The 24,277-nt window shown below is 39.4% G+C and carries 18 protein-coding genes; 10 read left to right on the top strand and 8 right to left on the bottom strand.

The window, feature by feature from the left end; genetic code table 11:
- The first annotated feature begins 44 nt into the window (after positions 1–44).
- Both H5200_RS03960 and H5200_RS03955 read left to right on the top strand, forming a co-directional pair.
- The gene (locus H5200_RS03960; protein ID WP_182760984.1) at positions 45–2,198 is read left to right on the top strand and encodes an exonuclease domain-containing protein; all 2,154 of its coding nucleotides are present in this window, start codon (positions 45–47) and stop codon (positions 2,196–2,198) included.
- Between the two features lie 117 nt (positions 2,199–2,315).
- On the top strand, positions 2,316–3,095 hold the full coding sequence (locus H5200_RS03955) for a DUF2189 domain-containing protein (RefSeq protein WP_145240784.1): 780 nt from the start codon (positions 2,316–2,318) through the stop codon (positions 3,093–3,095).
- A 71-nt stretch (positions 3,096–3,166) separates the two neighbouring features.
- Here the strand turns inward: H5200_RS03955 and H5200_RS03950 are convergent, their stop codons facing one another.
- From H5200_RS03950 to H5200_RS03935, 4 genes are all read right to left on the bottom strand, one after another.
- On the bottom strand, positions 3,167–3,703 hold the full coding sequence (locus tag H5200_RS03950) for a cytochrome b (protein ID WP_182760983.1): 537 nt from the start codon (positions 3,701–3,703) through the stop codon (positions 3,167–3,169).
- Positions 3,703–4,749, bottom strand: coding sequence for a catalase family peroxidase (locus H5200_RS03945; protein WP_182760982.1), 1,047 nt, complete (start codon positions 4,747–4,749; stop codon positions 3,703–3,705). Before H5200_RS03945 ends, H5200_RS03950 begins: the two co-directional genes overlap by 1 nt.
- Positions 4,750–5,124: 375 nt before the next feature.
- A complete protein-coding gene (locus H5200_RS03940; RefSeq protein ID WP_182760981.1) occupies positions 5,125–7,143 on the bottom strand; it encodes a TonB-dependent siderophore receptor in 2,019 nt (672 codons plus the stop codon).
- A 121-nt stretch (positions 7,144–7,264) separates the two neighbouring features.
- Complete coding sequence (locus H5200_RS03935) at positions 7,265–8,239, bottom strand: hypothetical protein (protein ID WP_182760980.1); 975 nt, start codon at positions 8,237–8,239, stop codon at positions 7,265–7,267.
- Positions 8,240–8,471: 232 nt separating this feature from the next.
- Between H5200_RS03935 and gss the strand changes: the two genes are divergently transcribed.
- Complete coding sequence (gene gss, locus H5200_RS03930) at positions 8,472–10,361, top strand: bifunctional glutathionylspermidine amidase/synthase (RefSeq protein ID WP_182761017.1); 1,890 nt, start codon at positions 8,472–8,474, stop codon at positions 10,359–10,361.
- Positions 10,362–10,691: 330 nt separating this feature from the next.
- Positions 10,692–10,904 (top strand): hypothetical protein, encoded by a 213-nt coding sequence (locus tag H5200_RS03925; RefSeq protein WP_149981763.1) that lies wholly within the window; start codon positions 10,692–10,694, stop codon positions 10,902–10,904.
- Between the two features lie 86 nt (positions 10,905–10,990).
- Here H5200_RS03925 and H5200_RS03920 read toward each other — a convergent pair whose 3' ends face one another.
- The gene (locus H5200_RS03920; protein WP_149981764.1) at positions 10,991–11,440 is read right to left on the bottom strand and encodes an Lrp/AsnC family transcriptional regulator; all 450 of its coding nucleotides are present in this window, start codon (positions 11,438–11,440) and stop codon (positions 10,991–10,993) included.
- Between the two features lie 100 nt (positions 11,441–11,540).
- On the opposite strand from H5200_RS03920, the gene H5200_RS03915 reads away from it, so the two are divergent.
- The 3 genes from H5200_RS03915 (at position 11,541) to H5200_RS03905 (ending at position 14,987) form a co-directional block, all read left to right on the top strand.
- Positions 11,541–12,134 (top strand): LysE family translocator, encoded by a 594-nt coding sequence (locus H5200_RS03915; protein WP_182760979.1) that lies wholly within the window; start codon positions 11,541–11,543, stop codon positions 12,132–12,134.
- Between the two features lie 221 nt (positions 12,135–12,355).
- Positions 12,356–14,344, top strand: coding sequence for an oleate hydratase (locus tag H5200_RS03910; RefSeq protein WP_182717993.1), 1,989 nt, complete (start codon positions 12,356–12,358; stop codon positions 14,342–14,344).
- 223 nt (positions 14,345–14,567) lie between these two features.
- Positions 14,568–14,987 (top strand): HPP family protein, encoded by a 420-nt coding sequence (locus H5200_RS03905; RefSeq protein WP_149981766.1) that lies wholly within the window; start codon positions 14,568–14,570, stop codon positions 14,985–14,987.
- A gap of 84 nt (positions 14,988–15,071) precedes the next feature.
- On the opposite strand, the gene corA is transcribed toward H5200_RS03905, so the two are convergent.
- The gene (corA, locus tag H5200_RS03900) at positions 15,072–16,028 is read right to left on the bottom strand and encodes a magnesium/cobalt transporter CorA (RefSeq protein WP_182717992.1); all 957 of its coding nucleotides are present in this window, start codon (positions 16,026–16,028) and stop codon (positions 15,072–15,074) included.
- 338 nt (positions 16,029–16,366) lie between these two features.
- On the opposite strand from corA, the gene dps reads away from it, so the two are divergent.
- A complete protein-coding gene (gene dps, locus H5200_RS03895) occupies positions 16,367–16,891 on the top strand; it encodes a DNA starvation/stationary phase protection protein Dps (RefSeq protein WP_149981768.1) in 525 nt (174 codons plus the stop codon).
- Positions 16,892–17,013: 122 nt separating this feature from the next.
- On the opposite strand, the gene H5200_RS03890 is transcribed toward dps, so the two are convergent.
- The gene (locus tag H5200_RS03890; protein WP_182760978.1) at positions 17,014–18,681 is read right to left on the bottom strand and encodes a methyl-accepting chemotaxis protein; all 1,668 of its coding nucleotides are present in this window, start codon (positions 18,679–18,681) and stop codon (positions 17,014–17,016) included.
- A gap of 457 nt (positions 18,682–19,138) precedes the next feature.
- Here H5200_RS03890 and H5200_RS03885 point away from each other — a divergent pair, with 457 nt between their 5' ends.
- Together H5200_RS03885 and H5200_RS03880 are read left to right on the top strand one after the other, a co-directional pair.
- On the top strand, positions 19,139–19,504 hold the full coding sequence (locus H5200_RS03885; protein WP_149981770.1) for a DUF2237 family protein: 366 nt from the start codon (positions 19,139–19,141) through the stop codon (positions 19,502–19,504).
- Between the two features lie 277 nt (positions 19,505–19,781).
- On the top strand, positions 19,782–21,524 hold the full coding sequence (locus H5200_RS03880; protein ID WP_182740135.1) for a SulP family inorganic anion transporter: 1,743 nt from the start codon (positions 19,782–19,784) through the stop codon (positions 21,522–21,524).
- Positions 21,525–21,531: 7 nt separating this feature from the next.
- Here the strand turns inward: H5200_RS03880 and H5200_RS03875 are convergent, their stop codons facing one another.
- Positions 21,532–24,213: a DEAD/DEAH box helicase gene (locus H5200_RS03875; RefSeq protein WP_220493256.1), complete on the bottom strand. Its 2,682-nt coding sequence runs from the start codon at positions 24,211–24,213 to the stop codon at positions 21,532–21,534.
- Between the last annotated feature and the right edge of the window lie 64 nt (positions 24,214–24,277).

Here is a 24,277-nt window from a genome sequence, read left to right as displayed (position 1 = left end):
AAGCAAATGCTAGATACTGTTTTTTTATACAGTTACGGTGTGTTATGAAAAAAGAATTACCCGAAAAATATTATTTAGCCCACTTTAAAGAGCTAATAACATTTATCGACACTCAATGCAGACACTTATTAGAGCAAAAACACGTCGATTTCATTAATAAAGTAAACCGGCTTACTGAGCAAGGCCAGTGCATGCTGGCACGCATTTATTCTCGTAAACCTTTACTCGTAGCAATCACCACGCTTAATTATAATGAAATAGACAGCCCTACACTGGCACTCGAAGAGCTAAAAACAGCACAGCTCATTAGTCATCCAAATTACACTGACTATCAACACGTACTCACACATCTAACTAAACCCGCATTGCTAGCACTACTTGCGCCTTTCGATATCCAACCTAGTATTAAAAAAAGCGTTACTAAAGCGCAATTAGTAGCACAGACTTGCGATTTTTTTGCTACTAAGCCGGAACATTTAACCTGCCTTTATAACCAGTTTGTTATTAATAACCGATTTGCTGTGTATGAATACTTTGAATTTCTATACATAGGCCGCTTAAGCACTGGTGATATTAACCATCAAAATAGCTTTGTACTGCGTGATTTGGGCCTAAGAACCACACGAGAAAACCATACAGTAAGTTTAGCTCGCTTTGATACACGTGAGGAGGCGCAATCTAACTACGCGCTAAATCGTTATCGCATGGCATTTAAAAGCGCGCAAAGTGATGACGAATATCAAGCTTTAGCTATTGAGCTTATTAATCAACCGGCCGAAGGTACATTAGCAGTCAACCTTAAAAACAAGCTCCTTTTACGACTTCACCAACAACTAAAAAAATATAATATTGAGCTGTGTTTTACACTTTTAAATGCCTGTGAAAATAGCGCTGAAGCAACTGAATTACAAATACGCGAGCAATACCGCCAAGGTAATAAAGAGTGGGTAAAAATCCAGCTTGAAACCATCATCGAAGATCCGCTCACTGATGATTTACTGTATTTTGCTGATGACTTTTTAATGCGTAAATTTAACAAGCAAACTCGCTCTCGCTTAAGTGCAATGCTCGCCGATACGCAATGTGTTATTGAAATTGACGAAGTTTATCGAAACGATGTAGAGCAAGGTGTTACAGAACACTACACTCAACAAGGGTTAACTGTTTTTTATACCGAAAATACGCTTTGGCAGAGCCTTTTTGGTTTAGTTTTTTGGCGCGAGCTTTATATAGATACTCCCACCCCACCTTGCAATGAGTTTGATATGTTTCCACAATCATTGAGAACCGACTGCTTTTATCATACCCAACACCAACAAATTGAAGCACTACTAGCAAACTGGCAAACACCGGATGATTTACTAAAACACGTGTGTAAAAGTGCCGCCCATTATTTTGAACAAGCTAATGGGCTGTTTCGCTGGCATAGCGAGCTATTACGACCATTAGAAGTGCTGATTTTAAATAGCTCATTAGCAGCGCTAAAAAGTCACTTAAAGAATATGACCATGCGCTTTATGCAGCTTAAAGATGGTTACCCTGATTTGATGGTGCTAAATGCTAATAAACTCCATTTTGAAGAAGTAAAAGCCCCAGGTGATAAATTAAGACGTAATCAGCTAACAACGATTGATTGCCTCAAAAGTAATGGATTCAATGTACACATTGCGGCCGTAAAATGGGTTAATGATCCCAATCGTATTTACAGCGTGGTCGACATTGAAACCACTGGTAGTTTAAAAGGCGGCAATCGGATCACCGAAATTGGCATAGTTAAAATGCAACACGGCAAAGTAATTGATACTTGGTCAACACTTATCAACCCGCAAATGCGCATTCCTAAGTTTATAGTGTCTTTAACCGGTATTAATGACGCAATGGTAGCAACTGCACCACGCTTTACTGAAATAGCTGAGACTTTACTTAATAAACTAAAAGGCACTATTTTTGTGGCTCACAATGTAAACTTTGATTACGGCTTTATTCGTAAAGAATGTGAAATGGCGGGTATCCACTTTAAAATGCCAAAATTATGTACTGTGGTTGAATCTCGCAAAGCGTTTGCTGGTTTAAAATCATACTCTTTAGGTAACCTCAGTGCGCATTTTGACTTAAACCTAACAAGCCATCACCGAGCACTCGCTGATGCCAGCGCAACCGCAGAATTACTTTTACTCATTCAACAAAGTCAAAATTGATATCCTATTAAATATGATACTCCCCCCATTTATGAGGCATAAAAAGCTTAATTGAAAATTTGTAAATAGCGGCCAAATGTTCTAAACCTTAAGAATAGCCTTTAGAGGAAGTTCCTTATGCCGTCAACAAACACAATAGATAAACACTCCGAATTTGCGCGCTGTTTAGAGTGCAATAAGGTCAGCACTTTTGCAGCATTTCATTGGCTGGCACTGGCCTTTAAAGATATGGCCAGAGCCCCTATTTTAAGCTTGATTTATGGGATTGTTTTCACTCTGATCCCGCTGGCAATTGTCTATTTCGCGGTGTTCACTGACAGCTACTTAGTTGTTTTACCAGCCAGTGTCGCATTTGCTCTGATCGGCCCGGTATTTGCGGTAGGTCTCTATGATGTTGCTTGGGAGCTAGAAAAAGGCCACACACCAACACTTAGCCATTCTCTAAAATCAATGTTCAGAAATCCGGTCGGTGAATGGGGATTTGCAATTTTACTGATGGTAATAATGATTATATGGATGCGTCTGGCAGCGATAGTTCATGCACTTTACCCCAGTCATGCTAATCCTACATTTGAAGAACTCTCCGCTTTTTTAACTTTAGGTACCATTATCGGCGGAATTTTGCTGGTTACTGTATTTGCTATTTCAGCATTTACTCCACAAATTATGATGGAAAGACGGGTCGATATAATGACCGCGGTTATGTCTTCAATGAATGCCGTTAAAACCAACTTTTCAGCGATGATTGTTTGGTCTGCATGTATTTTTATACTCGTAGCCCTTGGTTTTGTCACTGGTGCTACTGGTTTTATAGTGATTATGCCACTACTTAGCTATGCCAGCTGGCACGGCTATATTGCCGTAATTAAAACCAAAAAAGCCCGCAGCTATGAATAAACTAAAATGCATAAAGGCCAGTAAAACTGGCCTTTTTCTTGGAATGAATACCTAAGTGAGCTTTATTACAGCTACTTTTTGCCTGTCAGCATTGCGCTCATAACGCCATCACGTTTGATTAAACCATGATAAAGCGCGGCACTGATGTGCATAAAAATCATTGCTAAAAACAACCAAGCTACAATGCCATGCATTTCTCGGAAAAATGCAAAGTATTTAATATCAGCGTCAAGCAAATTAGGTAACTGAAATAACCCAAAAAACTGCACCACGCGCCCGTCCGCATTTTGCATTAACCAGCCAGATAGCGGCATCAGTATCATCGCGCAATAAAGCCCAAAGTGAGTGATATGAGCTGCAAACCGCTGCAACCTAGGTAACTCAGTGGGTAAAGTAGGCGTGCAGCTGTACACTTTATTTATTAATCTCAGCACAACTAAAGTGAGCGCTAAAATACCGGTAGATTTATGTAAGGTGACAGCCTCAACCTGCCAAACGGCCAAGCTTTGTACCATTGATAACCCTAAAAATAGCATCGATATTAACATCAGCGCCATCACCCAATGTAATAACCGACTGCCTGCTGAGTAGCCCTTATTTGCTGACATTATTCACCTCCGTTTGTTGCGCTAACTTTAGCACCTAACAATGTTTCTTTTGCACGACGACGATATGACTGCGCATACGCGGCGCCACGCGCACGTAAAATCGGATCGGCTGTCGCACTCATGCCCTGCGGTAACACCAACGGATCAAAGTTTGCGTCGCCACAGGCTGCGTTTTCTTGGTTGTGCCAAGAAACGATTGATAATGTGCCAGCATTTATCGTCTGTCTATCTGAGGGCCACGGTATGGTTGGATTATTCTCATCATCATTAGACGCCGCTAAGGTAAAAATTAAATCAAATTTAACAGCGTTTTGATCTAAACGTGATGCCAACTCTTGTTGAAGTGCGTTGGCCGATGACGTATCGAGCATCGCAGCATTATTTGTCGCTTTGTGCGGACGCGCAGCCCAACGCACAGCTTGTTTATCACCTAGCTCATTATGTAAATAAAACGCATTGATACTGTGATAACGTTCAGCGGCAAAACTATTGGCAGGCACATAGTCAGCTTTCCAATCATTAAATGCTTTACTTTCTGGATGTGCTTTAAAGAACGCTGTTATTTTTTCTGGGTCTCGTTGTTTTGTTATAGGATCCGGTGATAATGCCTGCAATTGCTGAAAAAATGCCTCAGGTGTAGCAACTGCCATTACAGGAGGCGTATTCATAGCAACACGCCATTCATCGACTGTGCCACTGTTTACTGCAAATGCTAGACTGCGCACCGGTGCTTTTAAATCTGGCGCGGTTGGATTATTACCTGCAATTGAGAAACGCCCATAAAATGGCGTACTGCCCTTTTTAAACACCTCTGCGACCGAGTAAGAAGATAGTGCCCCTGTTGATTCAAAATTACCCGTTATACACATACCCTTAGCATGCGCACGACGAAAACCGGCATGTGGTGTGTCACCTTGCTGCAAATCAACAAATTTTTGTGCTGTTACTGCATCACGATTAAATGCGCCTGCAAAATAAAGTGTCGCCGTTGCAAAAACAGCCATCGACCCTAGTAATAAGCTACCTCGATAAAGTATCGCTGGCATACCCAACCTACTGCGTTTAACTTTAGTCATCCTACTCACGACCTCTTGAAATGATTATTATTATTAGTGCCCACATGCAAAGACCGACGAAAGAGGAAAACTATTTCAACAAATTAAAAAACTTCGCTCTAAAGTTAACTATTACCTCTGTTAGGATTTATTTTTAGACCTAAAGTTGTGCATATTTAGGAGAGATATTGCAATATTCTATATTGGATGAAGTCAATATTTATATCTATTCGCAGGACAAGTGTTGCCCAGGACCATACAAGCAAGTTAGCCTTCAACATGGCTATCAGCAAACATTGAATTTAAAAAGCACCTTGATAACCCGCTTTGCATTAACTGTTTTAAATAACCTAGCAGGTCATCCTATTAAAATGACAATGCCACACTCATTTCATAACTTTGTGGCTCTTTCCTTACGTCATAGTAGCTATCTGGCGCATAGGTAGGGTTATAATGCTGTTTATCAAACATATTTTTTACACCAATAGTCCATTGCCACGCACTTTGCTTACTAGGGCGATAACTCAAGTGAGCATCCAAAGTCCAGTAGCTACCTTTATTATCTCGTTGTGCAATTTCTGGCACTTTTACACTGGTATGATAGCTTAGGCTTTGGTTACGCCGACTAAGGTAATAAATTCCCGCATAAAATGAAAATTGCTCATCCTCCATAAACAGCAGCCAATTTAATGTATCTTTTGCCAATGACGCTTGCTCTGAATTAACTCGGGTATAATTAAATGAAGTACTAATGCGGTTAAAGTGAGACCAATCTGCATAATATTGATTATTCCACTCAACTTCATATCCAGGAACGTGTAATTGCTCACTGCTATTTTCGTAAGGCTTACCATTTACAGACTGAATAAACTCACTCAAGTAACTGCTAAACCCGCGCAGAGTAATATTATTATTAGCTGAAAAATGATAAACCCACTCACCTTCAAATGTCTCTATTTGTTCAGGATTTAGATTTGGATTTCCTGATATATTATTGTCACTGCGCACTTCATATTGCTGTAAAAAAGTAGGCGCTCGAAAAGCCGTTCCCCATATCAATTTACCAGACCACTGTTCATTACCTTGATAAGTCACAGCAATCCGCGGAGAAGTTTCTGAGCTGAACTCAGGGTAGTCATCAACCCGCACACCAACCGTCAATCCTAAGCGTTGCTCAAAAAATAGTGATTCTTGTTGAAAGTAAATAGCTCGGTTATGGCTTGATGGTGTTAAGTCACCATCTCGAATCACCCTTGATTCATACTCATTAACTTCTACCGCGTTTTGTTTTTTTATCGTCTCATGATATTCACCAACTTGACGTTGTTGAAAGGTCAGCCCCAAAATAGCATGGTGATTTGGATTAAACGCGTAACTCCACTGACTGCGCACACCATTTGATGTGGAATCCAAGTCTGAGTCAGAATAAAAATCAATATTGCCCTGCAGATCGGTAATCGTGCGCTCAAAGTAGCGCTTCACCTTGTAGGTATACAATTGATTTTCTATCGATAATTTATCAAAGCTAAGTTTATTTTGAATGTGCGCACTGAGTGTTTGATAGCGTTGAGATTTATATTGATTTGACGAATAATGAGGATACTCTGTCGTGTAATCATCATAATTTATAGCAAATTGCCACTGTTCATTGCGTAAAGACACTCCCAGACTTTTAGCATCAACATTATTATCATGTGTTGATGCAAAACCGTTGCGGTCATATTGTTGAGGATAGCCTTTGCTATCTAAGAGTCGCCCTGACAAAACAAATGTTCCGCCCGCAAACTCTTTCCCCGTATTGATAGTAGCTGATTGACGGTCGTAACTGGCAACCCCTGCTGAGATGCGAGTTCGTTCAGGCGCTTTTGCTTTCGTAAAAATAGAAATCAAACCTGAATATGCATCACCACCATATAATGCAGATCCTGGTCCGCGGATAACTTCTATTCGCTCAATATTATTTATTTGTATCTGTTCATCAGAAGACCAGCCTCCAACTAAGCCTTCCCGCTGAGGTACGCCATCAATAGTTAACATTACTTTGCTGTTTCGACCTGATGGAATGCCTCGGATCCACACCATGTCTCGGCCATTTCGCCGCGATAGTATTTGTACGCCAGGCAACATTTTCAATATATCTGATAGCGTTCGCGCGCCCATACTTGCAATTTGAGTGGCGTTAACTGAGCTAATAATATTCGGCGCTTGGCTTATCTTTTTTACGGTTTGTGAAGGGCTCACAACTTCAATGTTAAGTAAGCTCTCAAGCGGGATCTCAAATAGGTTAGTATCTTGCTCATTACTATATGAAAAACTTGGCAAAGCTGCCAAGCACATAACTAATGAATTAAGCGGCAAATAACGAGTCAAACGTTTAGGCTTCATATCATACTTAATAAAACTAATAACCATAAAAAGGCTAGCTTAATTACCACTATATTGCCACAAGACAACACCAAGTTTTTACTCTAGCTGATTAATTTTTTTGAAATTAATAGCAAAACAACTATAAGAATAAATGCGCAGGAAGGTACACTTCTTGGCGCAGCAACTCTCGTCCTTGTTTAAGTGCATTGTTATACGAAGGTTTATTATCAGCATGAATGTAGCCAAAGAAAAATTCAAAATCTTGCATATGCTGTTGATAATATAAACGCTGCATTGGGGATGCAAAGCCCTGTCCTCTAAATTGCCCAGTAATAAAAATATCACTGATTAGTAAACCGTTAAACCCTAGCTCATCGCTCGACTCAGCCATTATCATACCCAGTGGCTTACCTCTATAAAACGCCGCGCTGCACAATCCGGCTGCAATAGCTTCGCTGATATCGTCTTTTTCGCTAATTGGTACTATTGTTGCCATTTCAGGATGCTGCATTAAAAACTGAGTATAGTCACGCTCATACCAAGGCCAATCTTTATCAAGTTCAAACGGCTGCAATGCAATATCTGCACAGAGTAATTCATCAACAGTCAGTTTAGGATCTTGTGCTGCTAACAATGAATCAACAGCGCGGCTACCGGCCAAACTTAGCAGTTGTTTGGCTGGTATTGATCCTGGTGCTGGCCATATACAAATATATCTAGGCGTACACCAGCAAAATACCTTACTAATATAGCGGACCAGCTGTGCAAGTAATGGTTCTGATAACGGATGCTCACTAAACACTTCAAACATAGTCTCGTCATCATCATTACGACAAACACTGACTATAAATAAGCTACCATCATCAGCTTCTACAACTTGCGCGTATAGATCATCATCTGGCACGCTGTCACTAATTGCCCGCCTTTGACGAAGCTCGGCAAAATGCTCTGCATTACAATCTTCATTCAGCGCAAGTAAGTCTTCACACTCTTTAGCGATTGCTTTTTCAGTATCTAAACCTATAATTTTATTTAAATTATAAGTTTTTAAAATTCCCTGACCTAAGCGACGTAAACATTTTTCATCAATTTTATATAATGGATAATGACGCATAACTTCCCTTTAATGACTGTTTTTAGTTAATATGGGGACAATAAAGACGTAAATCAACTAAATGATAATTAAGTGATTAATGAGCTCTTTGTAATACGCAATAACGGTTGGTTAACGCATCTAGCAGCAACATATAAAATGCCTGAAAGATTATATTTATTATCTTGCTATCGGCCTTATTCACTCCTATAGTCTGCAAATTATCACTCCTTAATTTTGAATTACTTTGTCTATTAAATCCCGCGTTCCTGTCAGTCAGTTTGGTGAATTATTAGGTTATGCGCCTGGTAATGTTGCTGTTTATTCGTCTGATTACGATACAGCTGACGAAACAATTTATCCTAACCGTAGCGCCTATCGTAGTTACCTCGATGGTATTTACATGGGCTATAAATGGCAATGTGTTGAATTTGCGCGACGCTGGATGTATCTCAATCATGGCTATATTTTTGATGATGTTGCAATGGCTTACGATATTTTTGAGCTACGCTCAGTGCGTGACATAAACAATCAAACTAGGTTGCCTTTACAAGCATTTCGTAATGGTGCAAAACACCACCCAGTGGTAGGAAGTTTACTCATTTGGGAAGAAGGCGGTGAATTTGAAGAAACTGGCCATGTTGCGGTGGTGGTTGAAGTACATCAGGATAAAATTCGTCTTGCTGAACAAAACGTGGCCCATCAGCTATGGCCGCAAGATCAACAGTGGTGTCGCGAACTCAAAGCGAAAGTCACAAAAGAAGGTGACTACTGGATTGAGTGCTCTTACAGTGACGCCACTATTTTAGGCTGGATGACACAAACTGAGCACAGCGAATTTAGTGAACCGACGCCTGAAATAAGCACTGATCTGTTTGCCATAAAAGCCCAATATGCCACTGATTATGGGCAAGCCACTAAGTCATGGCTTAACATTGCCAATGACGATGAAGCAGCCTACGTAGAGATGATGCATGGGCATAAATTGACTTCAGTTAATGCTGATCAACATCATTATTTTACAATTTCAAAAACCGCTCAACAAACTATTGAACATGCTACCAATGAATTACATGGCTTGTTTATGCATGCAACAGACTATGTACTGCAGTATCCTGAGCTATTAAAAAAGTTTAATTTACCCGATGCGGTGCTCAATAAGATCCGCCAATCCTGGGATAATCGCTTAAATCAACTGATCACCAGTCGATTTGATTTTGCATTAACTCCCGCAGGCTTGAAAGTCTATGAATACAACTGCGATTCAGCATCGTGCTATATGGAAAGTGGCAAAGTACAAGGTAAATGGGCCAAACACTTTGGTGTTAAAACGGGCATTGATGCCGGCCATGATTTATTTAAAGATTTAGTAAGGGCATGGCGAAAAAGTGAAGTAAACGGCCTTGTCCATATATTGCAAGATGATGAGCCAGAAGAACATTACCATGCATTGTTTATGAAAGAAGCCATTGAAGCCGCTGGTTTTGAGTGCAAAGTAATCATTGGTTTGACTGATTTACACTGGGACGCAGCGGGCAATATTGTTGATGCTGATGGCGAAAAACTCAGTTACGTTTGGAAAACATGGTCATGGGAAACCGCTCTTGATCAAATAAGACTAGAGTGTGAGGCAGATCAATCCCAAAGCGATGATTTTGAGCCGCACTGGCAATCTGGTAAAACCCCACGCTTGGTCGATGTATTACTTCGTAAAAATGTGATGGTTTTTGAGCCGCTATGGACATTAATACCCAGTAATAAAGCAATTTTGCCAGTACTGTGGAGTTTATTTCCAAATCATCCGTTTTTACTCAATACTGCATTTGATTTAAATGATGAGCTATTGCAAACAGGCTATGTCGTTAAACCGATTGTTGGTCGATGCGGTGCAAATATTCAACTCGTTGATGAACAACAACACGTAATAGAAAAAACAACGGGTCATTTTGCCTCTCAAGAGCAAATATACCAGCAGTTATTTGCCCTTCCTAAAGTAGCTGATTACTTTGTGCAAATATGTAGTTTTACCGCAGCAGGTAAATACGCCGGTGCTGGCGTACGCGTTGATAAAAGCATGATTATAAACGGCCACAGCGATTGTATGGCACTGCGTATCAGCGATGATAGTTACTATAGTTCTTAACTAAAGAAGAGCCATTCTAACAATAAAATGGCTCTTCTTCACATAAAAAGCTGACTATTGCCTGTGACTTCTATGTGGCTACAAGTTTATCAAAAACTTACCTTAATATGTCCTAATGTTAAATCGAAGCAACATAAATAACGCCAGCATACTTATTAAAATGAAAATCCCTTTATGTGCAAATTCCCTACACCTAAATTTTTTCATAACACATGCTTTTAAAGAACCCTTTACGCAAACAATACACAGTGCTAATATCGGTACACTATTGATTTTAAATTTAATACTCATTTAAAATCAATATATTAAATTATAAATAAGGATGATGATATGAAATTAATTAACACCACTTTATTGCTTGCAACTTTTATATTTACAGCAATAGCATCTAATGCATCTGCCGCTACTGATCCATGGTATGTATATGCAAGTAAAGTAAATGGTTATAGGATGTGTGCTCAAGCCAGCCCTGGATCTGGATGGTATAAAGCAAGCCCAAATGGTTATTCAACTAAAGGCGCATGTAACTACTATGAAAGATAATATTTAATTAATTCGCCTTAATTTTGAGCTTTGCGAGCAAGGCTCTATTAACCTCAACTATTAATAAGATAGATTATCCAACTACTTTACGCCCGCTCATCTTTTGGTGAGTCCATCACTACATGCGAAGTGATCGTTCGTACCTGTGGGATTGATCCTAAAACATCAGCATGGAATGCTTTATAAGACTTAATATCAGCGGTTTCTACTCTAAGTAAATATTCAAATGCTCCTGTGACATTATGGCACTCTTTAACTTCATCAATAAACTCAAGTGCTTGTTCAAAAGCTCGTTGTGATTTCGTAGAGTGCTCATTTAAACCCACCCCCACATACGCGACAAAACCAAGTCCAAACGCTTGATTATTAATAACTGCTCGGTAGCCTTTGATCACACCTGCTTTTTCTAACTCTTGTACACGGCGCAAGCATGCTGATGGGGATAAACCAACCAAATCAGCAAGTTCAGCGTTGGCAATTCGACCACTGCGCTTTAATTCTTGCAATATCCTGTCGTTAATTCGATCTTTTTTCATATTAAGTTGCTAAAGTAAATTTTTAATAGATTAATAAGCGCAAAAATTGCGAGCCATACAAAATATAATTGCACAATCATTATCAACTGAGCAACTATAAATGAATATTGAATTGGTATCAGCATTAGCATTATTTGCACTTGTATCTTCCATCACCCCAGGTCCTAACAACCTGATGTTAATGAACTCAGGCGCTAACTTTGGTTTTAAACGTTCATTGCCACATTTACTCGGCGTAACAATTGGCTTTGTGATCATGCTCGTATTGGTTGGTTTAGGTGTCATGCAATTATTTGACTTTGTTCCATGGAGTTACCAGCTATTAAAAGTGCTTTGCATGGCTTATTTGCTTTATCTTGCTTATAAAATTGCCAGTAATAAAACTCCTATCGGTGCTAAAAATAGCGATACTAGACCTTTTTCTTTTGTACAAGCATCTTTATTTCAATGGGTTAACCCGAAAGCCTGGACTATGGCATTAAGTGCAGTGAGTGTTTATGCCCCATCCAAAGGAATTGGTGCAGTGGTACTTGTAGGTCTTATTTTCGGTATAGTTAATTTACCCTGTGTCTGCTCATGGACGTTAGTCGGACAAAAGCTACAAGTATGGCTAAAAGATCGCAAGCGCCTACGAGCATTCAATATTTTTATGGCTGTATTGTTAGTCGCCTCGGTACTTTTTAGTATGCTGTGAGTAATAAAAAAAATAAACGCCTTAACAATGGCAACTTGGTTAAGTTGCCATTGTTAACCTCAATTTCGGATAACAAATCAATTTCCAGCAGCTAACTTATAAACCCCCTCGCGAACTAAAACTTTGATCTACTGCAACATGACTATGCTTGCCTCGTGCAATTATGGAGAGACTTGCAAACAGTACTGACACTTATCTATATTCATGAAGAGGGATGGCTAATGACGAATAAAGCAATAGCGAAGTTTAATATTTCTGCAACCGCAGCAAGTAATTTCCAACATGAAGCTGACGCAACGGCTGATTTTTGGGGCAATAAACCACTTAATACCTTGCCCCCTCATGATTTTATTGCTCCTTATGCACGTCATAAAACGCTGCCTACACCCGGTATAGAAAAACGTAATGCTTGGATCATTGGTGGAGGTATTGGTGGCCTAGCAGCGGCATTTTATCTTATCCGTGATGGCCATATGAGCGCTGAAAATATTACCATTTTGGAAGAAATGGATATTGAAGGCGGTTCAATGGATGGCGCGGGTAACCCTGATGACGGCTATATTATTCGTGGTGGCCGTGAAATGAACTGGAATTACGACACCTTGTGGGATCTGTTTCAAGACGTTCCCGCTGTTGAACTGCCCGAAGGCTATTCTGTGCTTGATGAGTACCGTTTAATTAATGATAACGACGCTAATTACTCACAAGCCCGTTTAATAAATAAATGCGGTGAGATACTCGATGCAAGTGACTTTGGCCTGAATAAAGCCCAGCAATGGGAGCTGATCCGTTTAATGCTCAAGCGCAAAGAAGAGCTTGACGATCTCAGCATTGAAGACTATTTCAGCAAAGGTTTTTTACAAAGCAATTTTTGGTTTTTATTTCGTACTATGTTTGCCTTTAAAAATTGTCATAGCTTGTTAGAAACTAAACTGTATTTGCATCGCTTTCTTGATTCTATTGATGGCTTTGCCGACATGTCTGTTTTACTTTTTCCGAAATATAATCAATACGATACCTTTATTAAACCGCTTGCTAATTTATTACGAGACAAAGGCGTGAATTTTCAATTTGCAAGCCGTGTAAACGATCTGGATATAACATTTACCGGTAATAAAAAAACCGTAACGGGGATCCATGCCACTATAAAAGGTCAAGCACAGCATATTAACGTTGCTCCAGACGATTTAGTTTATGCACTAACGGGTTCAATGACAGAGCATACCGCTTATGGCGACATGCAAAATGTGCCCGAGCTAAACTGTGAAAAACACGATCCCGGCGAAAATAGCGGGTGGAATTTATGGAAAAACCTCGCGAAGAAATCAGCTGTTTTTGGTAAACCCGAAAAATTTTATGGCGATATTGATAAATCTATGTGGGAGTCAGCCACACTAACTTGCAAGCCATCCCCACTTATAGATAAGCTAAAGACATTATCAGTAAACGATCCTTACTCTGGTCGCACGGTAACTGGCGGCATTATTACTTTTACAGACTCTAACTGGCTATTGAGTGTAACGTGTAACCGCCAACCTCATTTTCCAGATCAACCCGATGATACGTTAGTACTTTGGGTCTATGGTTTATTAATGGACAAACAAGGTAATCGTATCGTTAAAACAATGCCACAATGTAGCGGTGAAGAAATAATTACGGAGCTTTGCTACCATTTGGGCATTGAACAGCAGCTTGATGAAATCATTGCCAATACCAAGATACGTACAGCGCTAATGCCTTATATCACAGCTCAATTTATGACTCGTGCAGCTGGTGACAGACCCACCTCAGTTCCTGAAGGTTGTACAAACTTAGGTTTGATTGGTCAATTTGTTGAAACCCACAACGATATTATATTCACGATGGAAGCCTCTATTCGTACAGCACGTATTGGGGTATATAAGTTACTTAATATCCCTAAACAAGTGCCCGACATTAGCCCAACCCAATATGATATTCGTAACCTAATTAAAGGAGCTAGAGCGCTCAACAGCGGCAAGCCCTTTATTGGCGAGCGGTTATTACACCGCCTGCTTGATAAAACCTACTTTGCTCATATTTTACCGCCATTACCAGAGCCAAGTAGTAAAGAACAAATCCATTTTGAAGCAGAAATGCATGAGCTACTGGGCAAAGGCAGCTCGGCGATGCATAAATTTTCAAGCTGGGTTGGTACACTCAGGGATAATTTTTCGCATAAAGATAAATAATCTGAGCTTCGGATAATAAATCTATCCTCAATGGCTATGGATGGCCAAGCTAAAAACTATTTCTATACAAAATACAAAGCCTTGATCTTGATAAAGTGCAATAAGAAAAAACCAGGCTAGAATAAATAATAATATGAGCTCTGGATAATAAATCTGTCTCCAGTAGCTATTTTAGTAAACCTTTTTAACCAAAGTTCTGGTTAGTAATTTAACAGGAGCCAAAATGAGCCAAACAGTTGCAGATTTAATGACATCAGATCCATATGCCGTAAGTGCAGAAAACACCCTACACGACGCACATAATCTAATGAAGGAAAAAAATATCCGCCATATTCCGGTAATTGATCACAATGGCGAACTAGTGGGTATGTTGACACAAAAAATCATGATTGCCCAAGTGATGAATATTATGGCTAATTACAGCCCTAGCGCACTTGAACGAAAGGAAAAACAAACGAAAATACACACTATTATGGCAACCGATTTTGCCACTGTACTAGCAACCCAACCACTGCAAGATGTTGCTCGGTTTTTTGTTGATAACCGCCATGGTTGCATGCCTGTGATCACTGAAAAAAATAAACTCGTGGGTATACTTACCTCGTCAGACTTTGTACGCCTAGCGGCCGCTTTATTATCTTAATGCAAGGTGATAATAAGACCGCTATCCGTATAAAATGAATATAAACTCGTGTAATCGTGTATGCCAAGTAGTCCTTGGCACACACTACAGCCAGCCTTTGTGTTTAAAAAATAAATAAGGGGCAAAGCCCGATAGCAACATAATGCCAATTGCAAATGGGTAACCCCATTCCCATTGCAGCTCAGGCATTATATTAAAGTTCATCCCATATACACTGGCGACTACGGTAGGTGGTAAAAAAACCACCGAAGCAATAGAGAAGGTTTTGATAATTTGATTTTGTTCAATGTTAATAAAACCTTGTGTTGAATCCATCAAAAAGTTCACCTTATCAAACAAAAAGGTACAGTGAGACATTAGCGTATCTATATCAAGTACAATTTCTCGTAGTGATTCGCGATCCTCATTTTGTACACCTAAACGACGTATTAAAAACGAAATATTGCGCCGCGTATCCATTAAACACAAACGCACTTTCCCATTCGCATCCTCTAAACGCGCGATACGACTGACCGCTTCTTCTAGATCAGAGTCATCTTCTTCTAGTACATATGCACTGAGCTTCTCTAACTGATGATGCATATCCTCGAGCATATCAGCATGGTTTTCGACTTTTTGATCGAATAATGTAACCAATAACTGTTTTGGCGTATCACACATTACTTGACCTTTACGTGCTCTTAAGCGTAACAATCGAAAGTCAGCCAGCTCGTCATCGCGAATGGTCAGCAAACAGTTATCCTGAAGTAAACAGGCCACTGTTACCGTATTAAAACGTCCTTCATTGGGCGACATAAACAATGCGTGCACATGCAAGCCTTCATTGTCGATAAAACATCGCGATGAAGCTTCAATCTCTTGCACATCCCCTGACTCAGGAAAAGTTATATTGAGCGTTTTTGCGAGCGTATTTCGCTCATCTTCCGTTGGGTTGATTGTGTCAATCCAGTGTGCATTTCTGATTGATGCTTCAAGAGAGGTATCGGATGAAGGCTCTAACTCTCTGATCACCCCCTGCTCGATAGAAAAAAATCTCAACATGCACTTCTCCTTTAATAACAAGATGGGTTGAGTATATGTAAGTGATGATTAATCAACAATGATAATACACTTCTGTATCACAGTTATTATTGAGAGTAAGTAATTCGCTAACACGTAACAGCATCTTTTATTTTGCAGATTTTACAAAAAAGTGCATATTTTTCATGGCATTTCAAAGAAATGCTTTCATCACCCAACTTCAAAAAACATATAAATTATTAAATATCAGAAACTTAAAAAATAATTTTTATCGGCACAGCCATTGCTTTATATAAACTAACGCATGTTCATAGACTTTATTAGACGCTGTGAACATTCCTTATAAATCAGGAGGAATAATGAGTAACAATAACGAAACAAACAAAATCGCTGAATTTACTGCCCCAGGTATGAATGAAGAATCTGCAAAAAATACCATTGCTACACTTGATAACCGCATGGTCGCACTGATCGATTTACAATTGACTCTAAAACATATTCATTGGAATGTAGTTGGCCCAAATTTTATTGGCGTGCATGAAATGCTCGACCCTCAGGTTGAAGTGATCAGAGCAATGACCGACACCATCGCCGAGCGAATCGCTACGCTGGGCGGAGTTCCGGTTGGTACTCCAAAATCGATAGTTGATCGTCGTTCATGGCAAGATTACGCAATTGGTAAGGGCTTGGTAAAAGATCATTTAGTTGCGCTTGATAAAGTATACAATGGGATTAATGGCGATCACCGAAGTGCGATTGGCAAGCTATCAGAGCTCGATCCTGTATCTGAGGATATGCTAATTAGCCAACTTGCCGATTTAGAACAGTTTCAATGGTTTGTGCGTGCACACTTAGAATCGTCAACGGGCAAACTCAATAGCTAATCTAGCGGTTTTGTGTTCAGTTTAAACTGATTCATTTATATTTAAAGTCAAAGATCAGGCTATTTAAAGCCTGATCTTTATTTATTACTGCTCAACAATAATACCGCTATTTTTTGTTTATATTAGATCTTAAACTGACCTACCAAATCGCCTAAACTCTCCCCTCGACCAGCTAAGTGATGACTGACTGATGAGGTTGTTTTAATTGAACGAGTAAGCTCATTAACGATTTCTTGAATCGCAAAAACGTTACGGTTAATTTCCTCAGTTACACTACTTTGCTCTGTGGCAGCGGTAGCTATTTGTGTGCTCATATCGTTAATTGTAGTAACCGAGCTGGTTACCGCTCCTAAACTTTCAGAAATTGCGCGAGATGACTCAACTGAGCGATTACAGCTTTGCTGACTTGCCAACATTGCCTTTACCGCAGCCGTGACTAGCGTATGTAACTCATTAAGCATTTCATTAATCTCTAACGTACTCTCTTGTGTACGACTGGCTAAACTTCTCACTTCATCAGCTACAACCGCAAAACCACGGCCTTGCTCGCCAGCCCTTGCAGCTTCAATAGCCGCATTAAGGGCCAGTAAGTTAGTTTGCTCAGCAATGCCACCGATAACACTTAATACACTGTTAATTTTTTTAGATTGTTCACTTAATGAATTAACCTGTTCAGCAGCTTGATTAATCTCACTCATTAAATTTGAAACTTCTTCTAAAGAAACATCTACACATTTTTGAGCATTGGCAACATCTTGCGTGGCTGACTGGGTTGATACCGCCACTTGTGTGGTATTTTGCGCGACTTCCTGAGATGTTGCTGACATTTCGGTGATCGCCGTTGCTACCAGCTCAGTTTCATGATTATGGTTTACTAACTGATTTTCAATTAACTGTGTTTGTGTATTGATATCATTTGATGAATCTTTTACATCACGGGTTACATCTGCCACATTGGTGATAATGCTATGTAGTTTACTAACAAACACATTAAATGAATTACCCAATTGACCAATTTCATCGTTACTATGCACTTCTAAGCGCTTAGTCAGATCACCTTCGCCTTTTGCAATATCATCTAAGTTTTGCACCATATTGTGAATTGGTTTTACCATATTGTTTGCCGCAATTAAGGCAAAAAACACCGTCAACACCACCCAAAATAATGCAATTAATAACAGGGTCGTTACTTTTTCATTCATATGAGCTTGTATTGTTGCTTGGTATTTTGTTAGCTCAGCTTCAATATCATCCATATAAGCGCCCGTTCCTAGCATCCAATCTGTACCAGGAACCATCGCTGCATAGCCCATTTTTTCAACTAAACCCGTTGTATTAGGCTTTTGGAAAGCATAATAAAAAGCACCGCCACCTTGTCTTGCTTGCTCAAGCAACCCAACAATTATTTTTTTACCATTAGGATCGGTCATGGCTATTTTATTTTGCCCTTCAATTGCATCACCCAATAACGCATGGAAAATACTAACGCCTTTTGTATCATAGATAAAAAAGTAACCATCTTTACCAAAAGTGAGATCTCGCAATGCATTTTTTGCATCTTCTTTAGTCCCCTTGGCTAGTTCGTAATTAATTATTTGGCGGCCTATCTCAACCTCAGTTGCTAATAAACTTTCTTTGTCAGCAATTAATTTTGTTTTAAACGATACAAAATTTTGCTGCTGATTTTGATACTCTAAATAATATGAGCTGGCCATTAAACTAATTAACAGCAGCGTGAGCGGCAAAATAGCTAATAGCAACAGCTTATTTTTCAGACTTAGATTACTCATTTTTCCTCACGTGTAACAATGTAAAGCTCCATAGTATTGATACATCGAGAGCTTATAAAAACTGTAATTATACTGCCAATTACAATTAAGTGTTTATTTGAAATCAAAAGCTATTCAAATACCATATTCACATATATATAGATTCTGGATATAAGACAAACGTATAGTAGCCGCAAAGCTACCATAATAAATTTTTACTAGTACAGTAAACGTAAAAATTGCTAGCCAACAAAAACACAATTGCACAATAATCACACAACAAGCAACTATAAATGAATATTGAACTGATTTTGGCCTCGCCATTAGTTTAATAAACTGACGTTTAATATTTTTAATGGCTATGTTATTTGTGATCTCCATGCTATCTATCAATATTCAGCTTTTCATCCACCACGTTTTCACATAGTCTGAAAGCAGACTCAATGTAAAACAATACAAATTATAACAAGGTAGTTTTATGAGCAATCAATTAAATGTATTAGGTACGCGCTTGCATTTGTGCTGCGGGAATACAGGCTACACTCGAGAAGGATTTTGCTATGTCCCTGCATCTGATGTTGGTAACCACAGTGTATGTGCCATCATGACTGATGAATTTTTACAGTTTTCAAAAGCACAAGGCAATGACTTGATAACGCCTAATCCAATGTACGATTTTGCAGGCCTAAAGGCTGGTGATAAATGGTGTTTATGTGCCGTGCGCTGGCACCATGCGGTTGCTGAAAACGTAGCTCCGCCGGTTATACTTGAGGCCACCCATGAAAAATCGTTACAAGTAGTCTCTCTTGAAGTATTAAAGGCTCACCAATACTCTGCACGCTAAAAGTTTCTAATAAGCATTTACACACTCTAAGATAAAGCCATTGCTCTGCGCTGGTTTTATCTTAACCACCATCTAGTATGATATTAGCGATGTGGTAACACCAACCAGCTAATATCGCTCACCCTTAAACTTTTTCATCAGACTTAACACTCAATCAAAAGCACTCCTAAGCCTAAGTATCTGCTATTTATTAAAAAAATCCTCAACCCTGAGCTATACTTGTTGGTATATTAAATTTACTATCCAAGTGTGCTTACGATTAAATAAGGAAACTTTAGTGCTGTCGCGTTTGTATGATTTTATGCCGGGTTTAAACACTTTACTTCATTATGAACGAAAGTGGTTTGCTGATGATGTGAGGGCTGCGTTATCCGTTGCCGCCGTTGCTCTACCTGTTGCTATCGCGTATGCACAACTTACTGGGGTTAACGCCGCTGTCGGGCTATATTCATGCATATTACCTATGATTTTATATGCCTTGTTTGGTACTTCCAAACAATTGATTGTCGGACCAGATGCAGCAACATGTGCGGTTATTGCTGCGGTGGTGACACCACTTGCAGCTGGGGACAGTGTTAAACACTGGCAACTCGTTGTAACTATGACCGCGATGACTGGCTTTTGGTGCTTTATTGCTAGCCGATTTAAATTAGGGGTATTAGCAGACTTCTTATCCAAGCCTATTTTAATGGGCTTATTAAACGGTGTTGCAATTACGATTATTGTCAGCCAATTTTCTAAAGTATTCGGTTTTACCTTCGATGACAGATATTTACTTGAACGATTAGGAGGTGTGCCTACTTATTTATCACAAACCCACATTCCTACTCTATTAATGGCCCTGTTTACCCTCGGTGTTTTTTTTGCCATGAAGCGACTAAAACCGACTTGGCCAGCATCTATGTTTGCTATCGCATTTGGTGCCCTATTAGTGTGGGTTTTTAATTTAAAGCAGTTTGATATCAACACAATTGGCACTGTAACCGGTGGCCTTCCAGTGTTTAACACCCCTATTTATGATATTGGTATTATTCGTGAACTTGTCGTGCCTGCACTTAACTTAGCAATAGTTAGCTTTGTCAGTATGATGCTAACCGCTCGCAGTTTTGCAGCTAAAAATGGTTACGACATAGATGCTGACAAAGAGTTTAGAGCGTTAGGTATTGCGAACATTGGCTCTGCTTTATCACAAGGTTTTGCTGTCAGTGGTGCAGACTCTCGTACAGCTGTTAACGATGATTCCGGTGGTAAAACGCAATTAGTGTCGATTATCGCAGCGGGAATTATTGCTGTTATCGCCCTATTTTTAACCGCTCCCCTAGAATTTATTCCCAGTGCAGCATTAGGTGTTGTGCTTATTATTGCTTCAATCCATTTATTAGACTTAAAAGCCATTTGGCTATTAAAGCGTAAAGACAAACAAGCATTTTACCTTGCGCTAGCCACCTTATTCGCAGTGTTATTTATTGGCGTAATACCAGGCATCACTCTCGCTGTACTATTGGGGTTATTCCAGTTTATTCGCACCGTAATGCGCCCTACCGACAATATATTAGGTGTTGATATTAAGGGCGTTGTTAGGAGCCTTGATGCCACAGATAAAGCAAAGTCAGTACAAGGAGTCTTTATTTATCGTTTTAATTCTCCTTTAACTTACTTTAATGCCGGTTACTTTAAACGGCGTTTGCTAGAACAATATGCGCGGCAAAAAGACGACACGCAATGCGTTATTATCGACGCAGTCCCCTGCTTCACCCATTTAGATTTAAGTGTCATGGCCATGCTCGCCGATTTAGACGTGATATTTAAAAAACGTGGTATTCGATTAGAACTTGCTGGCAGAAAGCGGCAATTACTATCATGGTTTGAAATTGCTGGTATGACATCCGGTAAAGACGGCATCTACGTGCATTCAGATCTCTATATTGCCTTACAAAAAAACAGCGTCAGCCAATCAAGTGCCGAAGTAAACTTGTTCGAAACTAAAGAAGTTAAAGATGCCAGTACACAACAAGCCTAAATAAATATTAAGTCTTGTTGTTACTCATCTTCAACCGACTAACAATTGCTTGCATACAGGTATCTCTATCGACAACCCATAAGCCATAGCTTATGGGTAGCATTTCAATATTGGCACGACTAAATAGCTTATAGGTATCCAGTTCAAAGAAATCAGCCCAAGGTCCAGGGTAACCAATCAGATCGACAGCTAAGTAGCGGCCATGATAGCGGCATAAAATATCAACCTCGGTCCCCGCAACAGCATACCCAGGCCATGTTTCTATCTGCAATTTCATCAGCTCTTGTATTACATCGCGTTGAAAATCATCGACATCAGACAAACACGTATGAGCGGCTGCAAACTCACTTACCGAGCCTAAGTAACGTCTTAATAAATAATGTTCTGGTAACTGTGTTTCATCAATGGATAAAAATAAATGCTGTGCTTGTCTTGCCCGCGTTATAGTCACGTTAAAAACATCTGCTTTATTTAAATATACTGCCGCACGTTTTGCATCATTATCGACGGCAAAAGAGATCAACATAACATCGCGTTCCTCCCCCTGAAAACCAAAAGGAGTGGCGGCTCTGAGCTTATGTTTAATTATTTCAGCGTCACTAAAATTAGCGTCTATTTGCTTTGCTATAAAATCTGCTTGGCTTCGAAATGGCGAAACAATTCCGATACTGTGATAAACACCCGCTTCTCGATCATCACTCATTTGCTGTTTTATGCTCGCGATTACAGCGTTGGCTTCGAGCTGATTAACGCCATTTTTATCTCTTTCACCATTAACGCGATGGATAAATAAATGCCCACTGCTTGTACAAGGGCGATGCTGCATTACTTTTAATTTTGATTGATAAAAATAGCGGTTACTAAAATGAATTAACTCAGGTTTACTTCTAAAATGCTCATCTAAAAAGGCTAATTGCTGATCGCTATTGAGTGTATTTAATGTCAAATCTAAAATTGAATTATCACGATAACTAACAACCCCCTCACTCGAGAGTGATAGTTGATTCTTAGTGCGAAGCTGAGCCTCTTTTGATTTTGCTAAAAAAGAGTAATGCCTTAATTGCTTTGTATCGCCAACTACAAGCGCTCGTTTTGCACGATAAAGTGCTGGTAAACAACTGCTAATATTGCACTGTGTTGCTTCATCGATAATAACTAAATCAAACATTTGCGGCTTTAAGGGTAATACCCTATACAGCGAATTCAAACTCACTAACCACACAGGAAACGCCGCTAGCAATGATGAGTATTCTATATTATCAAACAGCTCAAACTGCCTTTTAGAAGTACGACTGCGAATAGCCTGATTAAACGCCTGCAGCGATTTACGCTGAGTGTTAACTAACGTTCGCAAATTAGTATTCTTTAACACGGTTAAATAACGACTAGCCAGCAGCTCTCTTTTTGTTTGTTGATCGTTAATTTCATCTAAAGCAGACCACTGTTTTGCAAGCTTTTTAATACTGCGCTGAGCCCACTTGAGATATAAATTGCTTAACCATTGAATGTCTTTATCTTCAAGCCTTTTAAGGCGTTGACCTCGGATTATCGCTTTGCGACAAAACTTATCAAACCGTTGCTCTAAATCATTAAGTAACACATTTTGTGCTTTTAGCTCTGATTCAAAAATAGCAGGGGCTTTTTCCTGCTCATCCGCTAAATAACCAGACAATAAGTCTGCAATATACGCTTTTAGATTTTTTAAAAACTCTTTTTGCCCAGCCCTGATTGATACTTCACTTAACGCAAAATTCTCATTCAATTTATCGGCAATCACATCAAGTGCCGGATCATTATTCGCGACAATAAGTACTGACTCACCTCGCGCCATGTGCTCTGCAGCAACTGCGGCAATGGTATAACTTTTCCCTGTACCTGGCGGCCCTGACACACAGCCTAAATGCGCATTAGCAGCAATCGAAATAACTTTCTTTTGTGGTGCTGACAATAAGCCTGGTAAGTAGTCATACTTTAACGACTTAGCCGTGTTCGGCGGCAAATCATTTGAAATTAAAGCATCTATAGGGGGCGAAAGCATCTTTGAGGCTATTATTTCTTCGAGCTCATGGATCACCCCTCGACTGCTGCTTGAACGTTCAACAAACACCAGCATAGAGGCAGGTAAAAGTGTCAAATTTTTACTTTTTAAGGCTTTTTTTATTTCGGCATAATTAACAAGCTCAGGATAATTTAAAAGTTCAAATACGTTTAGCGCTAATGGGCTTTGTTTTAATAATGAAGTCCAAAAATAAGCTGATTGAATATCGGCAGTTTCATCAAGAGGTTCTGCTTCTGGCATTAACAGTTGGGTGAGCGATTCATTAATTTCAGGTTGAGAGTCGATAACCGAAAAGTAATAATCATCATCTTTTTCTATCAAGGCTTCATTAAATAAGATAGGTGAAACAACTTGTTTTATCTCACCTTTGATCTCAAGCTTACCGACTAATATAAAACGCACATACAACAAAACACGTTCACGTTGATATACCTCAACACGCTTTATTATTGGCTCAGCAAACTCTTGAGGAATAGGCATTCGCGGTAAAAAACCTGAGCCTACATCATCCCTTCCTTCAAGCACAAAGCAGTCTTGTTTTTTTAATTTACTCAAATCCCATAGGTTTAAATCCGCGCTATCTTCTTTATAGCAATCGCGGTAATACGAAAGTACATTTTTACTACTCAAAATTTTATTCCATTTAGAAGATATTACTTTTTAATACCGTAAGCATCGAGATAATTAAGATAAA

Source organism: Pseudoalteromonas sp. SG43-7 (assembly GCF_014164295.1).
In the GTDB taxonomy this organism is placed as follows: Bacteria; Pseudomonadota; Gammaproteobacteria; order Enterobacterales; family Alteromonadaceae; genus Pseudoalteromonas; species Pseudoalteromonas rhizosphaerae.
Note: the sequence above shows the minus strand (reverse complement) of the source record. Positions and strands in the feature narration are given on the sequence as shown.

What these genes read in the sequence shown, in the direction of transcription:
- H5200_RS03935 (WP_182760980.1), bottom strand. Translation starts at nt 8,239, where the DNA reads ATGCGTCATTATCCATTATATAAAATTGATGAAAAATGTTTACGTCGC.
- corA (WP_182717992.1), bottom strand. Translation starts at nt 16,028, where the DNA reads ATGTTGAGATTTTTTTCTATCGAGCAGGGGGTGATCAGAGAGTTAGAG.
- H5200_RS03945 (WP_182760982.1), bottom strand. Translation starts at nt 4,749, where the DNA reads ATGCCAGCGATACTTTATCGAGGTAGCTTATTACTAGGGTCGATGGCT.
- dps (WP_149981768.1), top strand. Translation starts at nt 16,367, where the DNA reads ATGAGTAACAATAACGAAACAAACAAAATCGCTGAATTTACTGCCCCA.
- H5200_RS03960 (WP_182760984.1), top strand. Translation starts at nt 45, where the DNA reads ATGAAAAAAGAATTACCCGAAAAATATTATTTAGCCCACTTTAAAGAG.
- H5200_RS03905 (WP_149981766.1), top strand. Translation starts at nt 14,568, where the DNA reads ATGAGCCAAACAGTTGCAGATTTAATGACATCAGATCCATATGCCGTA.
- H5200_RS03950 (WP_182760983.1), bottom strand. Translation starts at nt 3,703, where the DNA reads ATGTCAGCAAATAAGGGCTACTCAGCAGGCAGTCGGTTATTACATTGG.
- H5200_RS03920 (WP_149981764.1), bottom strand. Translation starts at nt 11,440, where the DNA reads ATGAAAAAAGATCGAATTAACGACAGGATATTGCAAGAATTAAAGCGC.
- H5200_RS03885 (WP_149981770.1), top strand. Translation starts at nt 19,139, where the DNA reads ATGAGCAATCAATTAAATGTATTAGGTACGCGCTTGCATTTGTGCTGC.
- H5200_RS03955 (WP_145240784.1), top strand. Translation starts at nt 2,316, where the DNA reads ATGCCGTCAACAAACACAATAGATAAACACTCCGAATTTGCGCGCTGT.
- H5200_RS03890 (WP_182760978.1), bottom strand. Translation starts at nt 18,681, where the DNA reads ATGAGTAATCTAAGTCTGAAAAATAAGCTGTTGCTATTAGCTATTTTG.
- H5200_RS03910 (WP_182717993.1), top strand. Translation starts at nt 12,356, where the DNA reads ATGACGAATAAAGCAATAGCGAAGTTTAATATTTCTGCAACCGCAGCA.
- H5200_RS03925 (WP_149981763.1), top strand. Translation starts at nt 10,692, where the DNA reads ATGAAATTAATTAACACCACTTTATTGCTTGCAACTTTTATATTTACA.
- H5200_RS03940 (WP_182760981.1), bottom strand. Translation starts at nt 7,143, where the DNA reads ATGAAGCCTAAACGTTTGACTCGTTATTTGCCGCTTAATTCATTAGTT.
- H5200_RS03915 (WP_182760979.1), top strand. Translation starts at nt 11,541, where the DNA reads ATGAATATTGAATTGGTATCAGCATTAGCATTATTTGCACTTGTATCT.